Here is a 23,018-nt window from a genome sequence, read left to right as displayed (position 1 = left end):
AAGCTTGCTTTGTTTTTTTGTTCAGGCAATGACAGGTGGAGAGTAAACGAGAGACCACTAAATTATAGTTTAGGGGTTTCCGCTATTCGTCAGCCCGCCAAATTCCAATTTGCCGCACAGTTCCCTCGTGTCATCCTGAGGAACGAAGAATCTCGACCTGAAAGCCCTTAAAAAAGATTCAAAGGGCAAGATTCTTCGCGGCAGCAAAGCTTGCTTTGCCAGAAAAGCGAGGCTGGCTTCGCTTTTTGCTCAGGAATGACAGACGGAGAGTGAGTACCTCGCCGTTGGTCGGGTCGGAAACCAGTCTCCTGCACCAAACAGCTTCTCGAGTGGGTGCAGCGGCACAAGCGTTGTAACCAACGCTGCAAATTCCTATTTACCGGCTGTTTCTCTTTTCTCTTCCTCGCGCCACTATGTGGTATTTTCGCTGTCTGGCATCTACTATCCAATATTCTGGCTTTCAAGGAATATAAAACAAAGAAAAAGCCCGCCGCCTTCGGAAATGAACCAAAGCGGCGGGTCTTATTTCTTTTTTGCGATGATCAGGAAATGGTGCTCTGTATTTTCCGCAAAACCACGTTTCTGAAGTTCCTCTTCGTACCAGTGAAAATCGCTTTCCATACGATCCGAAAAACTTCCGAAACGCTTTTTTGCATAGCCCCGCAATGCTTCCTCTGAGAAAAAGCGCACATTAGGATACGCCTGGTTCCGATACATGATCCGAAACCCGGCCTTCGAAAATTTCGGCGCCTGGTTTTCCAGGTTCCAGTCTATTCTGATATCACTTTCCCCCGGCAGCAGGCGCCGGCGCAGAAGGGCGCTGTCTTGTCCGCCTCTTTGCTGAGTGAGAAAAAAACCGCTTTTTTTCAGCACCCTGTGCACTTCCGACAGTTCATAAGGCCCGCCGTTATCAAGAAGCAGATCAAAGCTGTTATCGGGAAACGGCAAAGAAGCAGGATTTTCCTGCCGCTTTACTTTCACGCCGGAAGAAACCAGCCGTTTTATCGCATCTTCCGGCTGCCCCTGCCCACACGCCGCAAAGCAAAGCTCTCGGGGGTGGCGCAGAGACAACAGGAATTCACCATCGCCTGGCGACAGATCCAGCAGGTGATCCCCCGGCTTCAGAAAATCCAATACCTTTTCCCGCCAGCTCCAAGGCAGCGGCTCCTGTTTCCAGGAGGATACGTTCCAAGAAAGATCGCTCATGTGTTTTTGTCCACCTGATGAAAGGTTTTCAGGTTGCCCTGCTTTTGGCTTCGGCGGGCAAGCTCCGCTTCCACAGCCTCCAAGGGAATATTTTCATTCACCATCAGCACGGTAAGGTGATAGAGCAGGTCGCTGAGCTCCAGCACCGTTTCCTTGGGGTCGCCGTTTTTGGCAGCAATGATGGTTTCGCTGCATTCCTCGCCGCATTTCTTCAAAATCTTATCCAGCCCCTGCTCAAACAGGTAGCAAGTGTAGGAGCCCTCTGCTTTTTCCGATTTCCGGGAAAGGACGGTCTCATATAATTCCCGCAATACGTTCATACGCTCTGTTCCTCTTTTCGTTCGGGGTCCGGGGTAAGCCGCTGGAAGAAGCAGCTGTGGTTCCCGGTATGACAGGCCGCGCCGGTTTGCTTGACCCGCAGCAGCAGAGTATCGTCGTCGCAGTCGGTATAGGCGCTGACGATCTTTTGAATATGGCCGGAGGTTTCTCCCTTGTGCCACAGCTGCTTTCGGCTGCGGCTGTAGAACCAGGTTTCTCCCGTCTCGAAGGATCTTTTCAGGGATTCCCGGTTCATATAGGCCAGCATCAGCACCTCATCGGTTTCGTCCTCCTGCACGATCACCGGCAGCAGCTCGGATTTTTGAAAGTAGCGGTCGATTTCATCGTCTACGGCGGAAGCCGTTTTCGGGCGCTTCTGGGAAACCTTGTGGCAGGCAATGATCGCCGCCCGCAGATCCAGAGCGCCGTTATAGACAGAGCGCCCGGCAATGGCGCCGTAAAGTCCCAGGTCGTGCAGCGCCACAAGATCCAGCAGGCTGCTGACGCCGCCGCTGGCAATGATATTGCAGCTTACCGCCTGGTTCAGCTTATCCAGCATGACCAGGTTCGGGCCGTTCATCATGCCATCATGAGAAATATCAGTAAAGATGATATAGGAAACGCCCGCGTCCTCCATGCGTCTGGCAAGCTCCAGATATCCAATTTCGCTTTGCTCCGTCCAGCCCTCGGCGGCAGCTTTTCCGTCCAGGGCGTCGATCCCCACGGCGATCCTTTTCCCATAGGCCTTTACCGCTTCCCGCACAAAGCTTGGGTCCCGCAGGGCCACAGAGCCCAGCACCACCCGGCTGACTCCCTGCTCCAGATACCGCTCCACCGTTTCCCGGGTCCGAATGCCTCCACCCACTTGAATGTGAACGTCGGTATTTTGCAGCACCTGTAAGATGGAATCCGTGTTTTTGGGCTTTCCGTCCTTCGCGCCGTCCAGGTCCACCATGTGGATCCAGTGAGCGCCCTGCTCCTGGAACCGGCAGGCGGTGGAAACGGGATCGGGCGCCACCACTTCAGCGGTACTGTAATCTCCCTGATACAGCCGGACGCATTTTCCGTCCTTCAGATCAATGGCCGGTAACACGATCATAGCTTCTCCCCCCCTTTTTTTACAAAACGCCCTTGGACGACAGAACCGCGCTTTGATCCCCGGACAGGCTGATGGCGTCCTTCAGGGCATGGGCCGCGGCTTTAAACAGCGCTTCGATCATGTGATGGGAGTTTTTGCCGTATTTGCACTCCAAATGCAGGGTAAGCCCCGCGTTTACGGCAAAGGCGCGGAAAAACTCCTCTGTCATACAGGTATCGAAATCTCCCACCCTTTCCTGGGGGAACTCGCCCCGGAATACCAGGTAGGACCTGCCGCTGAAGTCCGCCGCCGCGAAGGCCAGCGCCTCGTCCATGGGGATAAAGGCGCTGCCGTACCGGCAGATCCCCTGCTTGTTTCCGAGAGCCGCCCTAAAGGCCTGCCCCAGCACAATGCCGGTATCTTCAATGGTATGGTGGCAGTCCACCGCCCAATCGCCCACCGTCTTCACGGTAAGGCCCAGACCGCCGTGAACCGCCAAGGCGGTGAGCATATGGTCAAAAAAACCTACTCCCGTGGAAATTTTGCTTTCGCCGCCGTCTAAGGACAGCGTAACGGAAACCTCGGTTTCCTTTGTTTCCCGGTGAAGCTCCGCATACCGTTCCATACCGGTTTCCTTCTTTCTGTTTATTTTTGCAGCCAGCGCTCCAGCGCGGCACAAAAGGCCTTGTTTTCTTCCGTTTTACCGCAGGTGACCCGCAAAAGGCCCCCTGTGTACCGCACGGCAATGCCCTGCTCCCACAAAAAGCGGTACAGGGCCTCCCCCTCCAGCAGTACAAGCGCTGCGAAATTCGTTTCTCCCGGCAGCAAGCGGAAACGGCCCGAAAACCGCTTTTCCAGCTGCTTCAGATCCGATACCAGCGCATTTTGAGAGCGCAGGATCTCCCGCCGCGCCCGCTTTAAAGCGTCCTTCCGGCGGAGAACGGCGGTTCCCAAAAGCTGAGAGACCGTATTCACATTATAGGGGGATTTTACCGCCCGCACCGCGCTTATCAGCTCTTTCCGGGCCACGGCAAAGCCCAGCCGCAGCGCCGCCATGCCGATGGCCTTGGAGCAGGTGCGAAGGATCACCAGGTTCTCGTATTCCTGAACCTCCGGCAGCAGGCTTTGGCCGGAAAAATCCATATAGGCCTCGTCCAGCACCACCAGTGCCTTTACGCCCCGCACCAGCCGCCTGAGCTCCTCCCTGGGGCATACCACTGAGGTGGGATTGCAGGGATTGCTGAAGATCAAAAGCTTTACTTCTTCATTGTTGCAGGTTTCAATGAGCTTGTCAATATCCAGCTGAAAATCCGCTGTTTTTTGAAGGGCAACATGGCGGGCCTCCTGCACGAAGCCGTTGAAGGAATACATGGAAAAATCCGGCTCCACGGTGGCGTAGGCCTCTCCCTTTTGCAGAAAGCCGGAAAAAAGCACGGTGATAAGCTCATCGGAGCCGTTTCCCGCCGCCACACATTCCGCCGGGACCCCGTAATATTCCGCGAAGGCCTTACACAGCTCCTTCGCCGCGGGATCGGGATAGCGGTTGAATTCCACCCGGCTCAAGGCCTCCCCCACCTCCCGCAGGGCGTCCTCCGGCAGGGGCAGGAAGGATTCGTTGGCGTCCAGGCGGATCATTCCCTCCGCCTCCGCCGGGGCATAGGGCGTGAGCGCTTTCAGCTTTTCATTGAATTCGTACATAGAACAGCCTCCGATCCTATTGCTTTTCCAGCCTGACCTTGATGGAATTGGCGTGGGCGGTCAACTCCTCTGTTTCCGCCAGCCGGATAATGTGGTCGGCGGCCTTCAGCAGCTCTTCCCTGGGATAGTAGATAAAGCTGGATTTCTTGATAAAATCGTCTACGGACAAGGGGGAGAAAAACCGGGCCGTACCCCCTGTAGGCAGCACATGATTGGCCCCGGCAAAATAATCTCCCAGGGGCTCCGGGGAGTAGTTTCCCAAAAAGACAGAGCCGGCGTTATCCAGCCTTCCGAGATATCCGAAGGGGTTTTCACAGCAGACCTCCAAATGCTCCGGGGCAAGGTCGTTGGCAAACTGTATCGCCTCCTTCATGGTATCACAGACGATCACCGCGCCGAAGCTGTCTAAAGACTTTTCGATGATCTCCTTCCGGGAAAGCCCTTCCAGCTGGCGGTACAGGGCGCTTACCGTGCGCTCCGCCAGGGACTGGGAATCGGTAATGAGGATCGCGGAGGCCATGGGATCGTGCTCCGCCTGGCTCATCAGATCCGCCGCCAGGTACTCCGGGTCGGCGGTATTGTCGGCAAGGATCAGAATTTCACTGGGCCCGGCGATCATATCGATATCCACCACGCCGTAAAGCTGCTTTTTGGCCGTGGCTACAAAGATATTGCCCGGGCCTACGATCTTATCCACCCTGGGCACCGTTTCCGTGCCATAGGCCAGCGCCGCCACAGCCTGAGCGCCTCCCATCAAAAACACCCTGTCCACCCCGGCGATGAGCGCGGCGGCAAGGATATTGGCGTCCGGTCTTCCAGCCCGGCCGGGAGGCGTGGCCATGACGATCTCCCCCACCTCCGCCACCTTGGCGGGAATCACATTCATCAGCACCGAGGAGGGGTAGCCCGCCGTGCCGCCGGGAACATACACGCCCACCCGGTGCAGCCCCCGCACCCGCTGGCCGGTGATCACGCCGTTTGCCATGGGATCGATACGGCTCTGCTGCTTCTGGCGCAGATGGAAAGCCCGAATATTTTCCGCCGCCAGCTTCAGCGAATCCAAAAAAGCCGGGTCGCACTCCTTGGAGAGCTTCTCCATTTCCGGGCGGGTCAGCTCCAGGGCTTCCGGCGTCCAGCCATCGAACTTTCTGGAATATTCCTTGACAGCTTCCTCCCCCCGCTGCCGCACCGCTTCCACAATTTCCGCCACAGACTGCTCCACAGCAGGGCTTGCCTGACCCGCCCGCCGCTTCAGCTCCTCCAAAAAGGCCATGCAGGCTTCCCTGCCGCCTGTTACTGTTTTGATCATCGCTTTGCTTCCTCCCTTGCTTTTTCCCGTTCCAAACGGGCGGCCAGCTCTTCTATTTCCCCTTTCCGCAGCTTCATGGCGGCGGGGTTGACAATCAGCCGGGCGGAGATCTCCGAAATGCGCTCCACCACCTCCAGGCCGTTTTCCCGAAGGGTAGCTCCCGTTTCCACAATATCCACGATCCCGTCCGCCAGGCCCAAAAGGGGCGCAAGCTCCACAGAGCCTTCGATCTTGATGATGCGCACGTCCATGGCCTTGCTTTCAAAAAAGCGCCTTGCCACATTGGGATATTTTGTGGCAACGGTCTTGCTTTGATACCCGTGAAAAAAGTCCGCCCCCCTGGGGCAGGCCAAGGCAAAGCCGCACCTGCCGAAGCCCAGGTCCAAAATTTCAAAAAAGCGGCCTCCATGCTCCTGGATCACATCTTTTCCCACCACGCCCAGCTCGCAGACCCCATGCTCCACATAGGTCAGCACATCGGGAGCCTTGGAGAGGACCACCTCCAGCTCCGGGACGCTTTCCGGCCCGCCCACCGGCAGGATCAGCCTTCTGCCCTTTTCCCGCAGACTGCCGCAGTTCATGCCGGAGGCTTCCAGCAGCGCTACCGTGGCCTGCTCCAGCCTGCCCTTTGTCAGGGCCATTCGCAGCGGCTTCATGGCTTTCTCCCCTTTCCCACCGGCAGCTCCCGTGTGGTTTCTCCCACACAGAGCACCTTTGCAATGCCGGTTTTTTCCGCATAGTCCACGGCTTCCTCCAGTGTATCGAACACAGAGCACTCGCAGGGTATGCCCTGGGAAAGGAAGGAATCCGCCAGCTGCAACGCCGTTATCTCATAGCCTGCTTCCCCGTGAATCAACACTTCGGGCGGCTGAGCTTCCCCCTGAAACTCCGGCAGCAGGGCAGCGGCCGCGTCCAGATCCAGGGCAAAGCCCACCGCCGGCATGGGCATGCCGAATTTCCCACAGAGCTCATCGTACCGGCCGCCGGAAAGAATGGCGTCCCCATGCTCCTGCACATAGGCGCTGAACACCGCCCCGGTGTAATAATCCCGGGACTGTACCAGGCCCAGATCCACCATCAGCCTGTCTCCCAGCCCCAGCTCCTTCAGGGAAGCGTACAGGGCTTTGAGAGAGCTCAGGGTTTCCCGGCTTTCCGCGTCGGTGCACCAGCGCTCCGCCTCCCGCAAAACCTCTTCCCCGCCGAAAAGCCGGGGCAATCGCTTCATGCTCTCCACCGCGGGGCTGTCTCCCAGGGGATCCAGCAGGGCGCTGAGCATTCCGTAATTTTTGGACTCGATGGCGTCCCGCAGCTCTTCCCGCTTTTCCTCCGGCAGGGGCAGCCTGCTTGCCAGGGCCGGAAACAGCCTGGCGTGACCGATCTCCACCCGAAAATCCCTCACGCAGGTGGAAAGGGCCGCCACCGCCAGGGAAATGGCCTCCAGATCGGCCCGAAGGCCGGAGGCCCCCAGCAGTTCAATGCCCATTTGAGTGCATTCATCGCTGCGCCCGGAAAGATCGGGGCGGTTGCGGTAGATCCGCTGGCTGTAAAACAGCCGCAGGGGCCTGGGGCTGTTTTGCAGCCGGGAAGCGGCCATTCTGGCAATGGGCAGAGTGGAATCGGGCCGCACCACCAAAAGCCTGCCGTGATTATCCGTGGTCTTATACATTTCCTGCTGGGACAGCGCCGCCCCGGGCAAGCGAAACACATCGTAATATTCCAGCCCGGGCGTGAGCACCTCGTGATAGCCCCGCAGCGTAAAAACCCGGGAGACCCGCCTCTGTACCTCCCGCTGAGCCCGGCATTCTCCCAAAAGAATATCCCGGGTCCCCTCCGGCGTGAGCTTGCTGTAGGTTTTCATGGGCGCCCTCCTTCTGCTTTAGCATGCTACTATAATAAATCGCCGGAGCCTATTTGTCAAGCCCCGGCAAACAAATTGTAGTAAGAGCCTATCCTGAAATAAGATGTTCGCAGATTGCGCCGTCAGATTTTCAGCCAGACAAGGCAGTTTTTTGCGGACGGGCTATCGCCCGGCTAGGAAAACCAACGATGTATGGTTGAAAATATGCAAGCAAGATGTGCAGCTTCACTTAACAGGGGGAAACACGGTTTTGCGGGAACACCTCCTGCTCCCGCAAAACTCCTTCGGACCTCAGGGGACCTCAAAGGGTGTGATGGCAAGGCTGCAATCCGCAGGGGGGCTGTCGCCCGGCAAGGACGAAAACGTGCCAGCGCGCCCTTTGAGGCCCCATGAGGCGTGTTTACCCTTGTCAAGTGAAGCTACCGATTATTTTTGGAAGAGGCTCTAAAACTATCAGGCTGTACCGCTCTCCAATATGGCAAAGGCGGCTTTTTCGCAGTTTATCTCCGCCAGGGCGCCCAAGGGCAGCACCGTCATTGGCGTGCGGTGCCCAAAATCCACATTGGTCAGCACAGGCAGCTCCTCCCGGTGAACCTCAAATTTCAGCACCTTCAGAAGGATCTCTTTTTCCTCCTCGTTCATGGCCGTGGTGACGATGCCGGCACATTTTTCCAGCGCGCCGCAAGCTGCCAGCGCCCGCCAGCCGTGAAGCCCGGCCAAAGCGCTTCCGTAGGGAGAGCCGTTTTCCAGAAAGAGAATGCAGCCTTCCCAGTCCTCCGCTTTCGGAAAAACTTTTGTACCCATGATCTGCTGCAAGGGGCCCAAGCAGCCGCCCAGCAGCCTTCCCGTAACGCTTCCCTGTCCCTGAAGAAGCTGATAGCCGGGATTTTCCTGCCAAACGATCTCTGTTTCCGGTTTATTCCGCCATTCGATCTGTGTATAGCGGGAGCAGGGCTCTACCGGCCCGATCGGTTCACCGGAAAACAGCGCCTTGCGAATGGCGGCCTCGGTATAGCGATCCAGACTGCCCGGCTGAGCCACAGGCGTGAGCACATTCGGGCCGTAATAGCTCATCACACCCGCCTGAGTAAAGCATGCGCAGGTGGTCGTGATATCTGAATAGCCAAGAAATACTTTTGGGTTATCGTGTATTGCCTGAAGGTCGAGATAGGGCAGCAGCCGGTAAGAATCGTCACCGCCCATATTAGCGATGATCCCTTTTATCCGCGGGTTTTTCAGGGCCCAGAGCAAGTCCTCCGCGCGGGCTTCGGGGTTTTGGTACAGATAGTCGCTGCCCGCAAGGGCATGAGGGGTTTCCACCACATGCAGGCCAAAGCACTCCTCCAGGCGCTTTTTCCCCAATTCATAGCGCCAGCGCATATCCTCGTCTCCGGCGCGACCGCCGGAAACAGAGATAGCCGCTACGGTATCTCCCTGCCGCAGCCTTGCGGGTTTGATCAATTCCGTCATGGAAGCACCTCAATTCTTATCAGGATCGCCGTTAAAACAGCGTTGTCTGGCTGCTTTCCGGCATGCCGCTCAAAGCCCCTACGCTGCGCAGAGTTTCAATGACAGCGCTGGACACCTTAGCCCGGGACTGCAGGTCGTCGATGGAAATATACTCTCCCCCGGTTTTTCTCGCTTCCATCAGGCTGATGGCTGCCGCGCCTCCTACGCCGCCCAGAGAAGAGAAGGGAAGCCGGATCTTTCCGTCCTCCACCAGAAATTTCGTGGCGTCGGACCGATAGAGATCCACAGGAAGCAGTTCGATCTTTCTGGCCAGCATTTCATTGATGATCTGCAGAGTGCCGAATTCGCCCTCTTCCTTGGCGCTGGCCTCCCGGTTTTTGATCTTTGTATCCAGCTCCCGCATTTTACGGGAAACGGCGTCCTTGCCCCCGATGGCGGAAACGCCGTCAAAATCATCGCTGCGCACGGTAAAATACGCGGCGTAAAATTCCAGGGGCCTGTGCACCTTATACCACCCCAGCCGCAAAGCCGCGATCATGTAGGCCGCGGCGTGGGCCTTGGGGAACATGTATTTGATCTTAAAGCAGGAATCGATATACCACTGAGGCACATTGTGCTCCTTCATGGCGGCAATATGCTCTTCTGTCAATAGCTTCGTGGCCTTGCCCTTTCGGACGATCTCCATAATCTTAAAGGCCATTTTGGGGTCCAGCCCCTTATTGAGCAGATAGACCATGATCTGGTCGCGTGTTCCGATCACCTCGGAAATGGTGCAAGTGCCGTCACGGATCAGCTCCTGAGCGTTTCCGAGCCACACGTCCGTGCCGTGAGACAAGCCGGAGATCTGCAAAAAGTCGGAGAACCTGGTGGGCTTGCACTCCTCCAGCATGCCGCGCACAAAGGGAGTTCCCAGCTCCGGCAGGGACAGGGTGCCTGTACGCACGCCGCCCAGGTCCTCTGGGGTAACACCCAGGGCCTTGGGAGACTCGAACAGGCTCATCACCTCCGGATCGCTCATGGAAACCTTCATGACCGGAATGCCGGTATAATCCTCCAAATAGCGGTAGATGGTAGGCACATCATGGCCCAGCTCGTCCAGCTTGCACACGTTGTCGTGAATGGAGTGGAAATCGAAGTGGGTGGTGATGTTGTCGGATTTCTGGTCGTTTGCGGGGTGCTGTACCGGGCAGAAATCGTAAACCTCCATACCCCGGGGAATGACGATCATGCCGCCGGGGTGCTGGCCTGTGGTGCGCTTGATACCCGTACAGCCCAAAGCCAGCCGTTTTTCCTCCGCCTTGTGGAAGGTCATGTTCCGTTCCTCGGCGTATTTTCGCACATAGCCGATGGCGGTTTTATCCGCCACGGTGGCAATGGTACCGGCTTTGAACACATTGTCTCTGCCGAACAGCTCTTCCGTATAGCGGTGGGAATCGCTCTGGTATTCGCCGGAAAAATTCAGGTCGATATCGGGCACCTTGTCCCCATCGAAGCCCAGGAAGGTTTCAAAAGGAATGGTGTGGCCGTCCCGCTCCATGGCCGTACCGCAGTGGGGACAATCCTTGGGCGGCAGATCGAAGCCGGAATCATAGCTGCCGTCCGTAATAAACTCGCTGTACTTGCAGCTTGGGCAGACATAGTGGGGCTCCAGGGGATTTACCTCAGAAATACCGGACATGCTGGCTACAAAGGAAGAGCCCACCGATCCACGGGAGCCAACCAGATAGCCGTGAGCCTCAGAATTCGCCACCAGCTTTTGGGCGGTCATGTAGAGCACGGAGAAACCGTGCTTATTGATGGAGCCCAGCTCCTTTTCCAGCCGCTTTTCCACGATCTCGGGCAAGGGATCGCCGTATTTCTCCTTGGCCCGCTGCCAGGTGATGGAATTCAGCTGTTCCTCGGCGCCATCGATAAAGGGCGGGAAATTCCCCATGGGAACCGGGCGGATATAATCGATCATATCCGCGATCTTACTGGGGTTTGTGACCACTACCTCAAAGGCCTTTTCTTCACCTAAATAGGAAAATTCCTTCAGCATTTCCGCCGTGGTACGCATATACAGCGGGGCCTGATCCTCCGCGTCAGTAAAGCCCCGGCCCGCCATGAGGATCTTACGGAAATCCGCGTCTCTGGGGTCCTTAAAATGCACATCACAGGTAGCTACCACCGGCTTTTTGAGCTTTTCGCCGAGCTTTACCACCATGCGGTTATATTCCTTCAGCCCCTCCAGATCCGTTTTGCCTTCCCGCACCAGAAACATATTGTTGCCGGTTGGCTGGATCTCCAGATAATCGTAATATTCGGCAATTTTGCAGAGGTTTTCAAAAGGTTCTCCCCGCACGATGGCTCGAAACAGCTCGCCCGCCTCACAGGCGCTGCCGATGATCAGACCCTCCCGGTACTTGTTCAAAAGGCTTTTGGGCGTGCGCGGATTTCGATAAAAATAGCGCAGGTGTCCTTCTGAAATCAACCGGTACAGGTTTTTCAGGCCCGTGTGATTTTTGACCAGAATGATCTGATGATAGGCAGGAAGCTTTTTGGGGTCGCTGCCCGCCAGGGCGGTGTTGATATCCGCTACCTTTTCCGCACCGCAGTCCTCCTTCAGGCGGCTGATGAGGTTCAGGAAGATCTCTCCCAGCACTGCGGCATCGTCGTCCGCCCGGTGGTGCTGGAAGGGCTTGAGCTTCAAATAATCCGCCACCGTATCCAGCTTGCAATTTTTGATATCCTTCAAAAGAGAACGGCAGATGGGCACGGAATCGATATACGGGTGAGAAAAGGGAATGCCCGTCCGCTCTCCCGCCGCCCGGAGGAAGGAGGTATCAAAGCCCGCGTTGTGGGCCACCAGCACGATCTCGCTGTCTCCGCAGAACTCGTAAAAGGCCTTTAGGGCCTCCGCTTCCTTTGGCGCGCCCGCCACCATTTCATCGGTAATACTGGTGAGCTCTGTGATCTTTTGGGGAATGGGCCGCTCCGGGTCTACAAAGGTATCGAAGTGATCTGTCACCTCACCGCCCCGAATTCTCACAGCGCCGATCTCCGTAATGCGGTCCTTTGCCGCGGAAAGGCCGGTAGTTTCCAAGTCGAAGCAGATAAAATCCTCGCTGAGGGAACGGCCGCTTTCCCCTGTTACCGCCGGAACAAGGTCGTTTACAAAATAGGCCTCCATGCCGTAGATCACCTTGAACTCCGGGTCCTCCTTGCGAATGGATTCCACCGTGTTCATGGCTTCCGGGAAGGCCTGGGCTACGCCGTGGTCGGTAATGGCCACCGCCTTTTGGCCCCATTTGTAGGCCTGACGGATCAACTGAGCCGGGGGCGTCATGCCGTCCATATCGGACATGCTGGTATGTAAATGCAGCTCCACCCGCTTTTGCGGCGCGTCGTCCACGATCTCCACCTGATCCACCGTGGCGATGGCCCTGGGGCGCATGACGTTTTCCCTATCGTATTTATCGTATTCCAAAGCGCCGCGCACCAAAAGGGATTGCCCGGCCTTCAGCTTGTCCAGCTCCTTGCATTCCCCGATGTTTTGCAGCAGCTTTAAGGTGACGGAACCGCTGTAATCGGTGATATCAATGCTGTAAATTTTTCGGGCCTTGTCCCTGGTCTCCTTGGATTCCACGGAGAAGATCTCGCCCCAGACCACGATATTTCCCAAATCGATGGCAGCCTCCCGCAGGGGGGTAAGCTTTCCCTTGGGCACCGTGCCCAGCACCGGCCTTGCCGTTTCGGGAATGATGGTGGGCAGAAGGGTTTCTCCTTCCCGAATGCTGAGCTTTCTGCGGCTGGCCCGCTCCTGCAGGGCTTCCTCATATTCCTCCATTTCCTGAATGGCCGCTTCCCGCCGGCGCTTGGTCTCTTCCGTGCGCACCTGCTCCAGCAGGGAGCCCTCCCCCTCCTTGACCGCAAGCTTTCCGGTGAATTCCACGGCGCAATCAACGCCGAACCATTCCCGCACCAGCTCCTTGAGCTTCAGGTCGGTATTGTGGGCCGCCAGCAGATCATAACCACCGTGGGCCAGGCGAATGGAAAGCTTCCCTTCCCGGTATTCCGCCTCCGCCTGCTTGAAGGTGCCGTTCAAGGTGGCGTCCAGCTCCTTCAGCGCCAGCACCAGAGAGGTGACGCATTTCGCGGAAAAGGCTTCTCCCGGAAACCGGGGCAGAAGCTTTACGGTGCTCAGCCCAAAGGCCGGGCCCTCCAGCGCCTCGGAAAGACGCAGCAGCTCCGCGTACTCCACAAACTCCGAAAACCGGGCGGATATTTTCACCGCCCGGTCTCCCCGGTTCACAGAGAAATTTGTGATCTCTCCGTCCAGCAAAACAGTGGGAAAGGTTTTGCCCTCCAGTTCTTTTTGAAAAAATTTCCCCAGCGTGTTCAAGTGACTTCCCCTTTCCCTTTCCGATATAGAGCAACTGTCCGGCTAGTCCAGCTTGTCCACCTCCAGAAGCAACTCTTCCAGCAAGCGGCTTTCCGGAACCTTTCGCAAAATTTTCCCCTTCTTAAAAAGCAGGCCCTCTCCCTGGCCGCCCGCTATGCCGAGATCCGCCTCCCTGGCTTCTCCCGGCCCGTTGACCGCGCAGCCCATAACGGCCACGGTGATATTTTTTTTACAGCCCGCCAAAGCGGCTTCCGCTCGATTGGCCAAAGAGATCAAATCGATGCGGGTGCGCCCGCAGGTAGGGCAGGAAACGAGCTTCACCCCGCCCCGCATCTCTAAGGCGTGGAGCAGGTCGAGCCCGGCTTTGACCTCCTCCACCGGGTCGGCGGTAAGAGAGACCCGTATCGTATCACCGATCCCCCTTTGCAAAAGGCTGCCGATGCCGACAGCGGACTTCATCAGCCCCATGCGGAGAGTTCCCGCTTCCGTTACCCCCAAATGCAGCGGGTAGGGGCACCGCTCCGCCACCAGCTCATAAGCACGGATCATGGTATCCACAGAGGAAGCCTTCAGGGAAATGACAAGATCGGTAAAATCGAATTTTTCCAAAAGCCCCACATGATACAAAGCGCTTTCGCAGAGAGCCTCCGGCGTGGGGCCGCCGTACTTTGCCAGGATATGCTTTTCCACCGAGCCGGAATTCACCCCCACGCGAATGGGGATCTTCCGGGCGCGGCAGGCATCCGCCACGGCCTTTACATGGGATTCCTCTCCGATATTTCCGGGATTGATGCGGATCTTGTCGATCCCGGCGGCCGCCGCCTCCAAGGCCAGTTTATAATCGAAATGGATATCCGCCACCAGCGGGAGCTTTACCTGCTTTTTGATGGCGGGGATCAGCTTTATGGCGGCCATATCGGGAATGGCTGCGCGCAGGATCTCACAGCCCGCCTGCTCCAAACGCACCGCCTGCCGCACGCTGCCCTCCACATCGGTAGAGGGCACGCTGAGCATAGACTGCACCGTGACCGGCGCGTTTCCGCCTATGGGAACGTTTCCCGCCATAACACGAACCGATTCTCTTCTTTTCTCCATTCCCGCTCTCCTTTTACACTTTCCCCGTTTTCCGCTTCGCAACAGGCCCTTTTCAGCCCTGTTTTCAGCCCCGTATGATCCGCAGGATATCGCTGAAGGTGATCACCGCCATCAACCCCATCAGCAGGAAAAAGCCTGCCGCGTGAACATAGCCCTCATATTTTTGGGGCACCGGCTTCCGAGTGATCCCCTCCCACAGAAGGAACAGCAGCCTGCCGCCGTCCAGCGCGGGCAGGGGCAGAAGGTTCACAACACCCAGGTTCACGGTGATCATAATGATCATCAGCACAATGTTGTTTACCGCCGGCAGAAAGCCCTGCTGAAGCCCCGCTCCCGCCGCCTGGGAAATGGCCTGGGCGGTGCCTACCGGGCCCGCCACATCGTTTAAGCCGAACCTTCCGGTCACGATCCCCTTCAGGCTTTCTATGACCATACGGGCCATGGAAAAGGTATCCGCCGCCGAGCGGCCCACAAGCCCCAGAAAGGTACGCCGCTCCGGCTGTACCCAAAAATCCATGGATACCACTCGCTTGCCGCCTTCGATCTCCTGGGCGTTCAGCATAAACGTTCCAAGATCCACCCTTTGGCCCTCCCGCTCCACCTTCATGGAAACGGAATCCGGGTCAGCTAAAGCCAGAGCAAAGGAAAGATCTCTGTCCGTGTAAATAGCGTAGCCGTCAATTTCGGTGATCTTATCCCCCACCTGGGCCCCGGCAAGCTCCAGCCGGGAATTTTCCGCGAATTTCGCGATCTCGGTGGTGGCGTAGGTATCCTGCTGGCCCAACACGAGCAGCATCAGGAAGAAGCCCAGAATGATGTTAAAGAGCCCGCCGGCGATCACCACTAAGATTCGCCGCCATACCGGCTTATTGGAAAAAGCGCGCTCATCGGCGCTTTCCTCGTCTTCCCCCTCCATGGCGCAATACCCTCCAATGGGAAACAGCCGCAGGGAATACCGGGTCTCTCCTCTTCCGAAGCTCAACAGCTTCGGCCCCATGCCCAAGGCAAATTCATTGACCCGGATCCCGGAGGCCTTCGCCATAAGAAAATGGCCCAGTTCGTGAAAAAAGATCATAAACCCGAACAGCAGAACTCCTATGATAATAAGCAAAGCAACTGTCAGCGCGTGCAAAAAATCATCTCCTAAAAGAATGCCTGCCGCTCAGGCGGCGGTTGTTCTGACGGGATAGTAACAGCTTTTCCAAATTCCCTCTCAGTTAGCCAGACGGCATGAATTTGAACCACGGTTTTGCCGGGCGTATTTTCGTCCGCCCATCGATTAGAAATACAACGCTTTTGCCCAAGTCGGACAAAAATCCACTCCGGAAAAACTTCTTCAAACTGAAAACTGGTGAGATATTGTCGATTTTCGGTACGAAAAGCTTGCTTCGCAAGCTCCGGACGACAGCAGACGAATGCTTCGCTTGTGGAACATTCGCGCCTTTTGCCTGGGACGATAAGCCGAAAAGCGGCAATATATCGCTTGCTGCCACTATTCAGCGGGTTCAAATTTGAACCTGCTGGCTAACAACAGCTCTCCACAAACTGCCTTGCCCGGAGATCCGCCTCCAGCACCGCCTCCAGAGAAGCCGCCGGAGCGTCCGGCTGGTTTTCCACTGCGGCGAAAACCAGCTGCCCGATCTCCAAAAAGGATATTTTTTTCGATAAAAACAGCTCCACCGCCTTTTCATTTGCCCCGTTGGCGGCGGCAGGGGCCAGCCCCCCGCGCTTCAAGGCGCCAATGCACACGGGCAGGCAGCGAAAGGTTTCCAGATCCGGCGGGAAAAAGGTCAGATTTCCCTGCTTCCACAGCTCCAGCCGCTTTACCGGCGAGGGAAACCTTTGCGGATAGGTCAGGGCGTACTGAATAGGAATGCGCATATCCGGCTGGCCCAGCTGGGCCAGCACGGAATGATCCCGATATTCGATCAGGGAATGAACGATGCTCTCCCGGTGGACCACCACCTCGATCTGCTCCGGCGGCACCCCGAACAGCCAGGAGGCCTCGATTACCTCCAGCCCCTTGTTCATCAGGGTGGCGGAATCGATGGTGACCTTTGCCCCCATCTCCCAATTCGGATGGCGCAGGGCCTGCTCCGGCGTGATCTCCCGCAGCTCTTCCCGGCTTTTCCCGAAAAAGGGACCGCCGGAAGCGGTAAGGATCAGCCGGTTCAGCGCCTCGGGGCTGGGACAGCCCTGAAGGCACTGGAAAATGGCGGAATGCTCGCTGTCTACCGGAAGAATTTTCACACCGTTTTCCCGGGCCGCCTCCATCACAAGGCTTCCCCCCGCCACCAGGGTCTCCTTATTGGCAAGGGCCAGTGTTTTTTTGGCGCTGATGGCCGCCAGTGTAGGCCGCAGCCCCACCATGCCCACCACGGCGTTCAATGTGATATCTGCCGTTTCCCAGGCCGCCGCCTCACACAGGCCATCCATACCCTCCAGCACGGTGATATCCAGATCCCGCACGCGGGTCCGCAGCTCCCGGGCCGCATCAGGATCGAATACAGCTGCTGCTGCGGGGCGGAACTCCCGGATCTGCTCCTCCAGCAGCCGGATATTGGAACGAGCCGCCAGCACTTCGATTTTAACGGGACACCGGGACTTTTCCAGCCCACGAACCACCTCAAGAGTCTGGGTGCCGATGGAGCCGGTAGAGCCCAGCAAAGCCAAACGCTTCATATTTATGACCCTTTTCCTTTCTTTAGGGCAATACTGCATAATTCTAAGTGGCATATGACGAAAAAATAGCCCGTCAGATGCCCTTAAGGCGAGAGCCGTGAATTGTGCAGTGTTGCCCTAAAGCCTTTTTCCTCTTTCAACGTGTGTGGCGAGAGGTAAAACCAGCTCTCAGAACTGCCAAAGCCCTTCTTCAGCCCGTTACCAGCGGCAGCCAGCGCACCAGCAGATAGACAAAGGGCGCTGTGAAGATCACGCTGTCGAACCGGTCCAGGATCCCGCCGTGACCAGGGATCACCGAGCCGAAATCCTTAATGTGGCAGCTTCGCTTGATCAGGGAAAAGCTAAGGTCCCCCAAGATGGAAATGGGAGAGCCGAAAAAGCCGATCAAAAACAGGGGCAGGTAATGGGCCTGCACCTGTCCGTGATACATGCCCTGCGAAAGCGCCAAGCCACTGAGCAGCATAAAGGCCACGTTGACGACCATGCCGCCAATGGCCCCTTCCACCGTCTTTTTGGGACTGATCTCCGGGCAAAGCTTGTGCTTCCCAAAAAAGGTGCCCGCGAAATACGCGCCCGCATCCGCCACCCAGGCGGAAAACACCGCAATGAGCACATAATACATACCATGGGCGGGGTTTAAGTCCCGCAGGGCCACCAGGCACTGCAAGCCGGAGGGAATGAGCACCGCCATGCTGTACAGCACCCCCACCTCCTTGAAGGTGGTCTCCTGATGATACAGGATCATGGCGGAGAACACCAACGCCGTGAAAAGGCAGTATACAAGAAGCTGCAGGTCTCCATCGGTAAAGGGCACCGCCGCTCCCACCGCCAGGGAGGGAAGGCACAAAAACCATTTTTTCTGAAGCCCCATGGCCTTTATGATCTCGTGCATGGCGATCACGGAAATCAAGGCCACAGCAATATTCAACGCCAGTGGGAAAGAGGTGTTGAACACAATGATTGCCGCGCAAAACAACACCAGCACGGCACCGGACAAAACACGCTGCTTCATTTCTATACTTCCTTTGTTTTCTTCATAAATTTCCTTGGAAGGAGCCCCTTATACACCGCCGAACCGCCTCTGACGCCGGGAATAGATCTGAATCGCCTCATCAAGATCCCGTGGCTTAAAATCGGGCCACAGGATATCGAAATAGACAAACTCCGCGTAAGCGCTCTGCCACAGCAGGAAATTGGAGATCCGCTCTTCCCCGCTGGGGCGAATGATCAAGTCGGGGTCGGGCTGGCCCGCCGTGTAGAAATACCGGGAAAACCCCTCCTCCGAAAGCTCCTCTGGAACAGCTTTTCCCTCCAACGCTTCGCGGGCATACCGCCGGGCCGCGCGGACGATCTCCGCCCGGCCGCCGTAATTCATGGCAAGGTTCAGCACCATACCGGTTTTCGGGGCGGAGGCCTCCTCCACCTCGTGGATCAGGGCCTGAAGCTCCGGAGAAAAAGCGGAAATATCACCGATAAAGCGAACCCGGATATTTTCTTCCATGAAATCCCGCAGGGCTTCCTCCAGATAGTCGTGAAAAAGGCCCATGAGGGCATTCACTTCCTCCGCGGGCCTGGACCAGTTTTCGGTGGAAAAGGCATACAGCGTCAGATATTTTATCCCCACCTTCTTCGCGTAGCGGGTAATAGTGCGGAAATTTTCCGCACCGGCCTTATGCCCGGCAGAACGAGGCAGACGGCGCTGCTTCGCCCACCTGCCGTTGCCGTCCATAATGATCCCCACATGGGCGGGGATCACCGCCGCCCCGGGGAATTCTTTTAACGCCTTCTTTTTTCGGAAAAACATAGCCGCTCCTTCCGGAAACAGGATCGCAAAACTCTTTGCAGAACATCAGCCAGGATCAGATCTCCATGATCTCCTTTTCCTTGCGCTGGAAACTCGCATCCACGTTCTTTACATACTTATCCGTCAGATCCTGAATTTTCTTTTCTCCCTGCTTCTGGTCGTCCTCGGTGATATCGCCGTTTTTCTTCATATCCTTCAGCTTTTCAATGGCGTCCCGACGAATGGCGCGCACCGCCACCTTGGCCTCCTCCGCCATTTTGCTGATCTCCTTGGCCAGCTCCCGGCGGCGCTCCTCATTGAGGGGAGGGAACACCAGGCGAATAATCTTACCATCGTTTTGCGGGTTCACACCCAGATCGGAGGTTTGAATGGCCTTTTCAATGCCCCGCAGCACGGAAACATCCCAGGGCTGAATGGTAAGCACCCTGGCTTCCGACACCGCCACCGCCGCCAGCTGATTGATAGGCGTGGGGGTATCGTAATAATCAACCATGATCTTATCCAGCACGGCGGGGTTGGCGCGGCCTGCGCGCACAGCGGCGTACTCCTCTTCCAAATGCTCTATGGACTTGCCCATTTTACGCTCTGCTTTTTCAAATACTTCCTTCATTTCTGCCATGTGAATATCTTCCTTTCTGATCGCTTCTTCAGCGGTTTGCTTTTATTTATTGAACCAGCGTGCCCACATTCTCCCCTGTCACTGCCCGAACGATATTCTGCGGGTCTTCAATGCTGAATACCAGGAAGGGAATATCCCTGTCCTTGCAGAAGGAGGCCGCCGTCATATCCATCACGCCCAGGTTCTGGTTCAACACATCCATGTAGGAAAGCGCCTCGTATTTTACAGCCTCCGGATTTTTCTTGGGGTCGCTGTCGTACACGCCGTCTACCATAGTGGCCTTCAGGATCACGTCTGCGTCGATCTCGGCGGCCCGCAGGGCGGCACCGGTATCTGTGGAAAAGAAGGGATTTCCCGTGCCGCAGCCAAATACCACCACCCGGCCCTTTTCCAGGTGGCGCACCGCCCGGTTGCGAATGTAGGGCTCCGCCACCTCCTGCATGGCAATGGCCGTTTGCACCCGCACGTCCAGGCCCAGCTGCTCCAGACCGTCCGCCACGCCCAGGGCGTTGATGACAGTGGCCAGCATACCCATGTGGTCGGCTCTGGTACGGTCCATCTGCCCGCTGCTGCGGCCCCGCCAGAAATTGCCGCCGCCCACTACAATGGCCACCTCCGCGCCCATATCCACACACTGTTTCACGGGCTTGCAGATCTCCATCACGGTATCAAAATCAATGCCGTGCCCCTGCTTTCCCGCCAACGATTCCCCGCTGAGCTTTAGCAGGACTCTCTTATATTTCGGTACCATTTTTATCGCTCCGTTCCCGGAAGCCGGGCATACCCGCAAAAACAGCCTATGCGGTCTGCGCGGCATCCTTTTTTATACTTGCCTCTATTTTACATGATATCCCAATCTTTGTAAAGGCGAAAATCCCCTTCTTCGGAAAGAAAAGGGAAACTCTTTCTCTTTGGTCTGGAAAAGGCCGGAAGGGATTTTTCACTCTCCTTCCGGCCTTTTGCTTTTCAAATTAATCTTTCTGAAAGCTATTACCGCAGTTTGCAGCCTAAAGCTTATCCACCGGGCTTTTTTCTTTTTCTTTCCCGCGGCTTCGTCGGCTTCCCCGCAGTGCTAAAAGCCAGCAGATCCCCACCGTCAATATCACATAGGCCAAAATGATCGCAAGATACATAGCGTTCCCTTCCTCAAGCATCCGATACTTTCTCCTTCTGATCGGCGGCAGCTGACTTCAGGCGCCGCCTCATAAATTTTACTGTTTTCCTCTTTGTCCCTATGAATGATTTTTCCGGGAGTCTTTCCAAAACGACGCACGCTTCAGGGTAAAGTGTACCTGGGCTTCTGCGCGGTCCGTGCTTATGGTATCGTCCTCCTCCCATACGCCCAGTCGGCAGACCTGAAAGCTTTCCGTGCATTCCAGTCCATTTCCGAACGTGGGGATCACAGTATATACGCCGAAGGGCAGACCGGAAAGCTCCCCCTCCAGAGACAGCTTTCCTCCCTCCGGATCCGCTTCCAGAAAAGCGGTGCGGTAAAAGGTTTCCCCGGTGTCACGCTCCAGCCGAAACTGCATGGAGGAATTTCTGTCCAGCTCCACATCGGTTCCCGCCCGGGCCTTGATCCGTATTTTCCCCGTTTTCAGTTTTACGCGGTATAGGGCGGCTTTTTCCGTGACCTTCACCGGAGAACCGGCGGAAAGCACCCCTTCCGAATAAGGGTGATAGGTCACCTTCAGGCGGTAAACCGTGTCAGACGCGGGCCGCAACGTGTTTAACTGCTTCAGGGAGCCGATGGGGCTCCCCTCTTCTGTTTCCCAGAAATAAGAAAAGCTGCCTGTTTTTCCCTTTCCAAACCAGGCAGGCTGAGGGGAGGCCGTCAGGGCTTCCTCCACACTTTTCCCCTGATACCAGGTTTTGACCTTTTCTCCGGAAAAAAGCTCAGTTTCCAAGTCGGCCAACACTAAAGAAAGAGGCACATTCACAGTGGTTCGGGTCAGCGGGGCGATCTCTTCGCCCGCACGGTAGATACCGCTGCCTTCCCCATCTGTCACGATATCATTGCCGCCGGGAAACTCCTCTCTGGCCTGAAAGGTCAGGGCAGCCGTCCAGGCGGAGCTTTTATTTCGGGGCAGCGGCACCTCCCAGGAGATTTCCCAGGCGCCGTCCGGCCCGGCCAGCAGATGAGCTCCTTCTTCCCGAAGCCTTTTCTGCTCTGTTTCACTCAGGGTAAACCGGGGATCCAGCCGCTGAACCACCTCCACCGAAAGCACCGCCGCGATATCCCGCTGGATCTGCTTCAAATATCCGCCGGGCTCTCCCGCGCTTACATAGTGGTGGGTGGAAAGAGGCGCCGAAGACATGGACTGCCAAAATTCTTCCGCTGTCTCAGGCGGGTCGCCGCACAGGGAAACAGTGTAGCTCCGCGCCCCGCTCTTGCGAAGCTCCTGGAGTTGTGCCAGCGCCTCTGTTCCTTCCTCCGCCCAATCTCCGGCAGTCACCGTGACCAGATACAGTGGGCGATCATTCTGCTTTCTCCCGGCCTCCGCCATAGCCTGAGCCCGTTCCAGAGCCTCCGCATATTCCAGCGTTTCCGTGTTGGAAGCTTTTTGCTCCGCTACGGCTTCCCGCAGCGCTTTTCGGCCCAGACTGTTCAAGGCTGTCAGCTCCGTCTGCCCCTTACCGCCTCCGAAAAACACCAGGCCCGCCCGGGAATTTGGAGAAAGCTCTCCCAGCCCCTCCAAAAACTCCGCCGCATCTGCCCGCAGCCGCTCCAGCCGGGTCTCGTTTCCCTTTTGGACGGACGCTGTTTCTTTCATTCGGGAGGAGTATTCCAGCAGCAGGATCACATCACAGGGCGCGGCCTCCCGGCCTACCCAATCCTCCGACCACACCTGATATTCCATTTGAAAGGATCTTACTGTTTCCTTCCGCGCCGAAACGCTTTTGCTGCTCCTGACCCCGGATTCATAGTCCAGCGCTTTTCCGGGGGCCCCGCCCCCAAAAAGAAACCCTGCCGCCAACAAAAGCAGGGCCGCGCCTTTTTTCAGCCAATTTCGCTTCGCCTTCATACCGGCCTCCTTTCCCCTGTTTCCTCCAGTATACTCCGGGAAAAACCGGAATTCTGTCAAAGCATGGGCAGAAGAAGGAGTCTTTTTCACAGGAAGGCTTTTCGAGTGGCAATGAGGAATGAGAAATTAGCAATGAGCATTTATTTGAGATCAAGAGCGAAAAGACTGCAAGCAGCATCTTCGCTGTTTGCAGCCTTTTCTAAATTGGGATTTATCTACCCTCAGCCTCCCCTTGTTTACAAGGGGAGGTGGCATGCGTAAGCATGACGGAAGGGATCGGGCTTACGCAGAAAGCCTCATCAAATCGCTGGCTTCCCATCCTCTCAGTCAGCCTTCGGCTGACAGCTCCCCTTGCAAGCAAGGGGAGCCTAAGGACGATAAACTATAATTTAGCGGTTACCTGCTCACTTTCCGTCTGTCATTACTGAACAGAAAGCAAGGAAGCCTTGCTTTCTCGGTGAAGAATCTCGCCCT

20 protein-coding genes are annotated in these 23,018 nt (G+C 56.6%); all 20 read right to left on the bottom strand.

All coding sequences use genetic code 11. The annotated features are described in order from the left end of the window. Positions 1-522: 522 nt before the first annotated feature. Positions 523-1,206, bottom strand: coding sequence for a class I SAM-dependent methyltransferase (locus tag U8T64_RS10735; RefSeq protein WP_322183413.1), 684 nt, complete (start codon positions 1,204-1,206; stop codon positions 523-525). Continuing rightward, entirely contained in the window at positions 1,203-1,526 is a 324-nt protein-coding gene (gene hisE / locus U8T64_RS10730) for a phosphoribosyl-ATP diphosphatase (RefSeq protein ID WP_322183412.1), read from the bottom strand. The genes U8T64_RS10735 and hisE overlap by 4 nt, the downstream gene beginning before the upstream one ends. Beyond that, positions 1,523-2,623 (bottom strand): 1-(5-phosphoribosyl)-5-[(5-phosphoribosylamino)methylideneamino]imidazole-4-carboxamide isomerase, encoded by a 1,101-nt coding sequence (gene hisA, locus U8T64_RS10725; RefSeq protein ID WP_322183411.1) that lies wholly within the window; start codon positions 2,621-2,623, stop codon positions 1,523-1,525. Before hisA ends, hisE begins: the two co-directional genes overlap by 4 nt. A 19-nt stretch (positions 2,624-2,642) precedes the next feature. Continuing rightward, a complete protein-coding gene (gene hisB / locus U8T64_RS10720) occupies positions 2,643-3,227 on the bottom strand; it encodes an imidazoleglycerol-phosphate dehydratase HisB (RefSeq protein WP_322183410.1) in 585 nt (194 codons plus the stop codon). 20 nt (positions 3,228-3,247) lie between these two features. Continuing rightward, entirely contained in the window at positions 3,248-4,300 is a 1,053-nt protein-coding gene (locus tag U8T64_RS10715) for a pyridoxal phosphate-dependent aminotransferase (RefSeq protein ID WP_322183409.1), read from the bottom strand. A 16-nt stretch (positions 4,301-4,316) separates the two neighbouring features. Then, complete coding sequence (gene hisD / locus U8T64_RS10710) at positions 4,317-5,609, bottom strand: histidinol dehydrogenase (protein WP_322183408.1); 1,293 nt, start codon at positions 5,607-5,609, stop codon at positions 4,317-4,319. After that, a complete protein-coding gene (gene hisG, locus U8T64_RS10705) occupies positions 5,606-6,265 on the bottom strand; it encodes an ATP phosphoribosyltransferase (RefSeq protein ID WP_322183407.1) in 660 nt (219 codons plus the stop codon). Before hisG ends, hisD begins: the two co-directional genes overlap by 4 nt. Continuing rightward, positions 6,262-7,467 carry an ATP phosphoribosyltransferase regulatory subunit gene (gene hisZ, locus U8T64_RS10700; protein ID WP_322183406.1) on the bottom strand — a complete coding sequence of 402 codons (1,206 nt, stop codon included), beginning with the start codon at positions 7,465-7,467 and terminating at the stop codon, positions 6,262-6,264. Before hisZ ends, hisG begins: the two co-directional genes overlap by 4 nt. A gap of 453 nt (positions 7,468-7,920) precedes the next feature. Beyond that, positions 7,921-8,937 carry a S66 family peptidase gene (locus U8T64_RS10695; protein WP_322183405.1) on the bottom strand — a complete coding sequence of 339 codons (1,017 nt, stop codon included), beginning with the start codon at positions 8,935-8,937 and terminating at the stop codon, positions 7,921-7,923. A gap of 31 nt (positions 8,938-8,968) precedes the next feature. After that, the gene (locus U8T64_RS10690; RefSeq protein ID WP_322183404.1) at positions 8,969-13,318 is read right to left on the bottom strand and encodes a PolC-type DNA polymerase III; all 4,350 of its coding nucleotides are present in this window, start codon (positions 13,316-13,318) and stop codon (positions 8,969-8,971) included. Between the two features lie 42 nt (positions 13,319-13,360). Then, positions 13,361-14,413, bottom strand: a complete 1,053-nt coding sequence (ispG, locus tag U8T64_RS10685) for a flavodoxin-dependent (E)-4-hydroxy-3-methylbut-2-enyl-diphosphate synthase (protein WP_322183403.1) — start codon at positions 14,411-14,413, stop codon at positions 13,361-13,363. A gap of 64 nt (positions 14,414-14,477) precedes the next feature. Continuing rightward, positions 14,478-15,545: a M50 family metallopeptidase gene (locus U8T64_RS10680; protein ID WP_322183402.1), complete on the bottom strand. Its 1,068-nt coding sequence runs from the start codon at positions 15,543-15,545 to the stop codon at positions 14,478-14,480. Positions 15,546-15,556: 11 nt separating this feature from the next. Then, positions 15,557-15,922, bottom strand: coding sequence for a hypothetical protein (locus U8T64_RS10675; protein WP_322183401.1), 366 nt, complete (start codon positions 15,920-15,922; stop codon positions 15,557-15,559). Between the two features lie 15 nt (positions 15,923-15,937). Continuing rightward, positions 15,938-17,095, bottom strand: a complete 1,158-nt coding sequence (locus U8T64_RS10670) for a 1-deoxy-D-xylulose-5-phosphate reductoisomerase (RefSeq protein WP_322183400.1) — start codon at positions 17,093-17,095, stop codon at positions 15,938-15,940. Between the two features lie 190 nt (positions 17,096-17,285). Next, positions 17,286-18,107, bottom strand: a complete 822-nt coding sequence (locus tag U8T64_RS10665) for a phosphatidate cytidylyltransferase (protein WP_322183399.1) — start codon at positions 18,105-18,107, stop codon at positions 17,286-17,288. Between the two features lie 48 nt (positions 18,108-18,155). Beyond that, positions 18,156-18,899 (bottom strand): undecaprenyl pyrophosphate synthase, encoded by a 744-nt coding sequence (gene uppS, locus U8T64_RS10660; RefSeq protein ID WP_322183398.1) that lies wholly within the window; start codon positions 18,897-18,899, stop codon positions 18,156-18,158. A 55-nt stretch (positions 18,900-18,954) separates the two neighbouring features. Next, the gene (frr, locus tag U8T64_RS10655) at positions 18,955-19,509 is read right to left on the bottom strand and encodes a ribosome recycling factor (protein ID WP_322183539.1); all 555 of its coding nucleotides are present in this window, start codon (positions 19,507-19,509) and stop codon (positions 18,955-18,957) included. 55 nt (positions 19,510-19,564) lie between these two features. Beyond that, positions 19,565-20,269 (bottom strand): UMP kinase, encoded by a 705-nt coding sequence (gene pyrH, locus U8T64_RS10650; RefSeq protein WP_322183397.1) that lies wholly within the window; start codon positions 20,267-20,269, stop codon positions 19,565-19,567. Positions 20,270-20,525: 256 nt separating this feature from the next. After that, on the bottom strand, positions 20,526-20,672 hold the full coding sequence (locus U8T64_RS10645; RefSeq protein WP_322183396.1) for a hypothetical protein: 147 nt from the start codon (positions 20,670-20,672) through the stop codon (positions 20,526-20,528). Positions 20,673-20,750: 78 nt separating this feature from the next. Beyond that, the gene (locus U8T64_RS10640; RefSeq protein ID WP_322183395.1) at positions 20,751-22,544 is read right to left on the bottom strand and encodes a vWA domain-containing protein; all 1,794 of its coding nucleotides are present in this window, start codon (positions 22,542-22,544) and stop codon (positions 20,751-20,753) included. Between the last annotated feature and the right edge of the window lie 474 nt (positions 22,545-23,018).

The organism is Neglectibacter caecimuris, from assembly GCF_034335015.1.
Taxonomy (GTDB): domain Bacteria; phylum Bacillota; class Clostridia; order Oscillospirales; family Acutalibacteraceae; genus Acutalibacter; species Acutalibacter caecimuris_A.
Note: the sequence above shows the minus strand (reverse complement) of the source record. Positions and strands in the feature narration are given on the sequence as shown.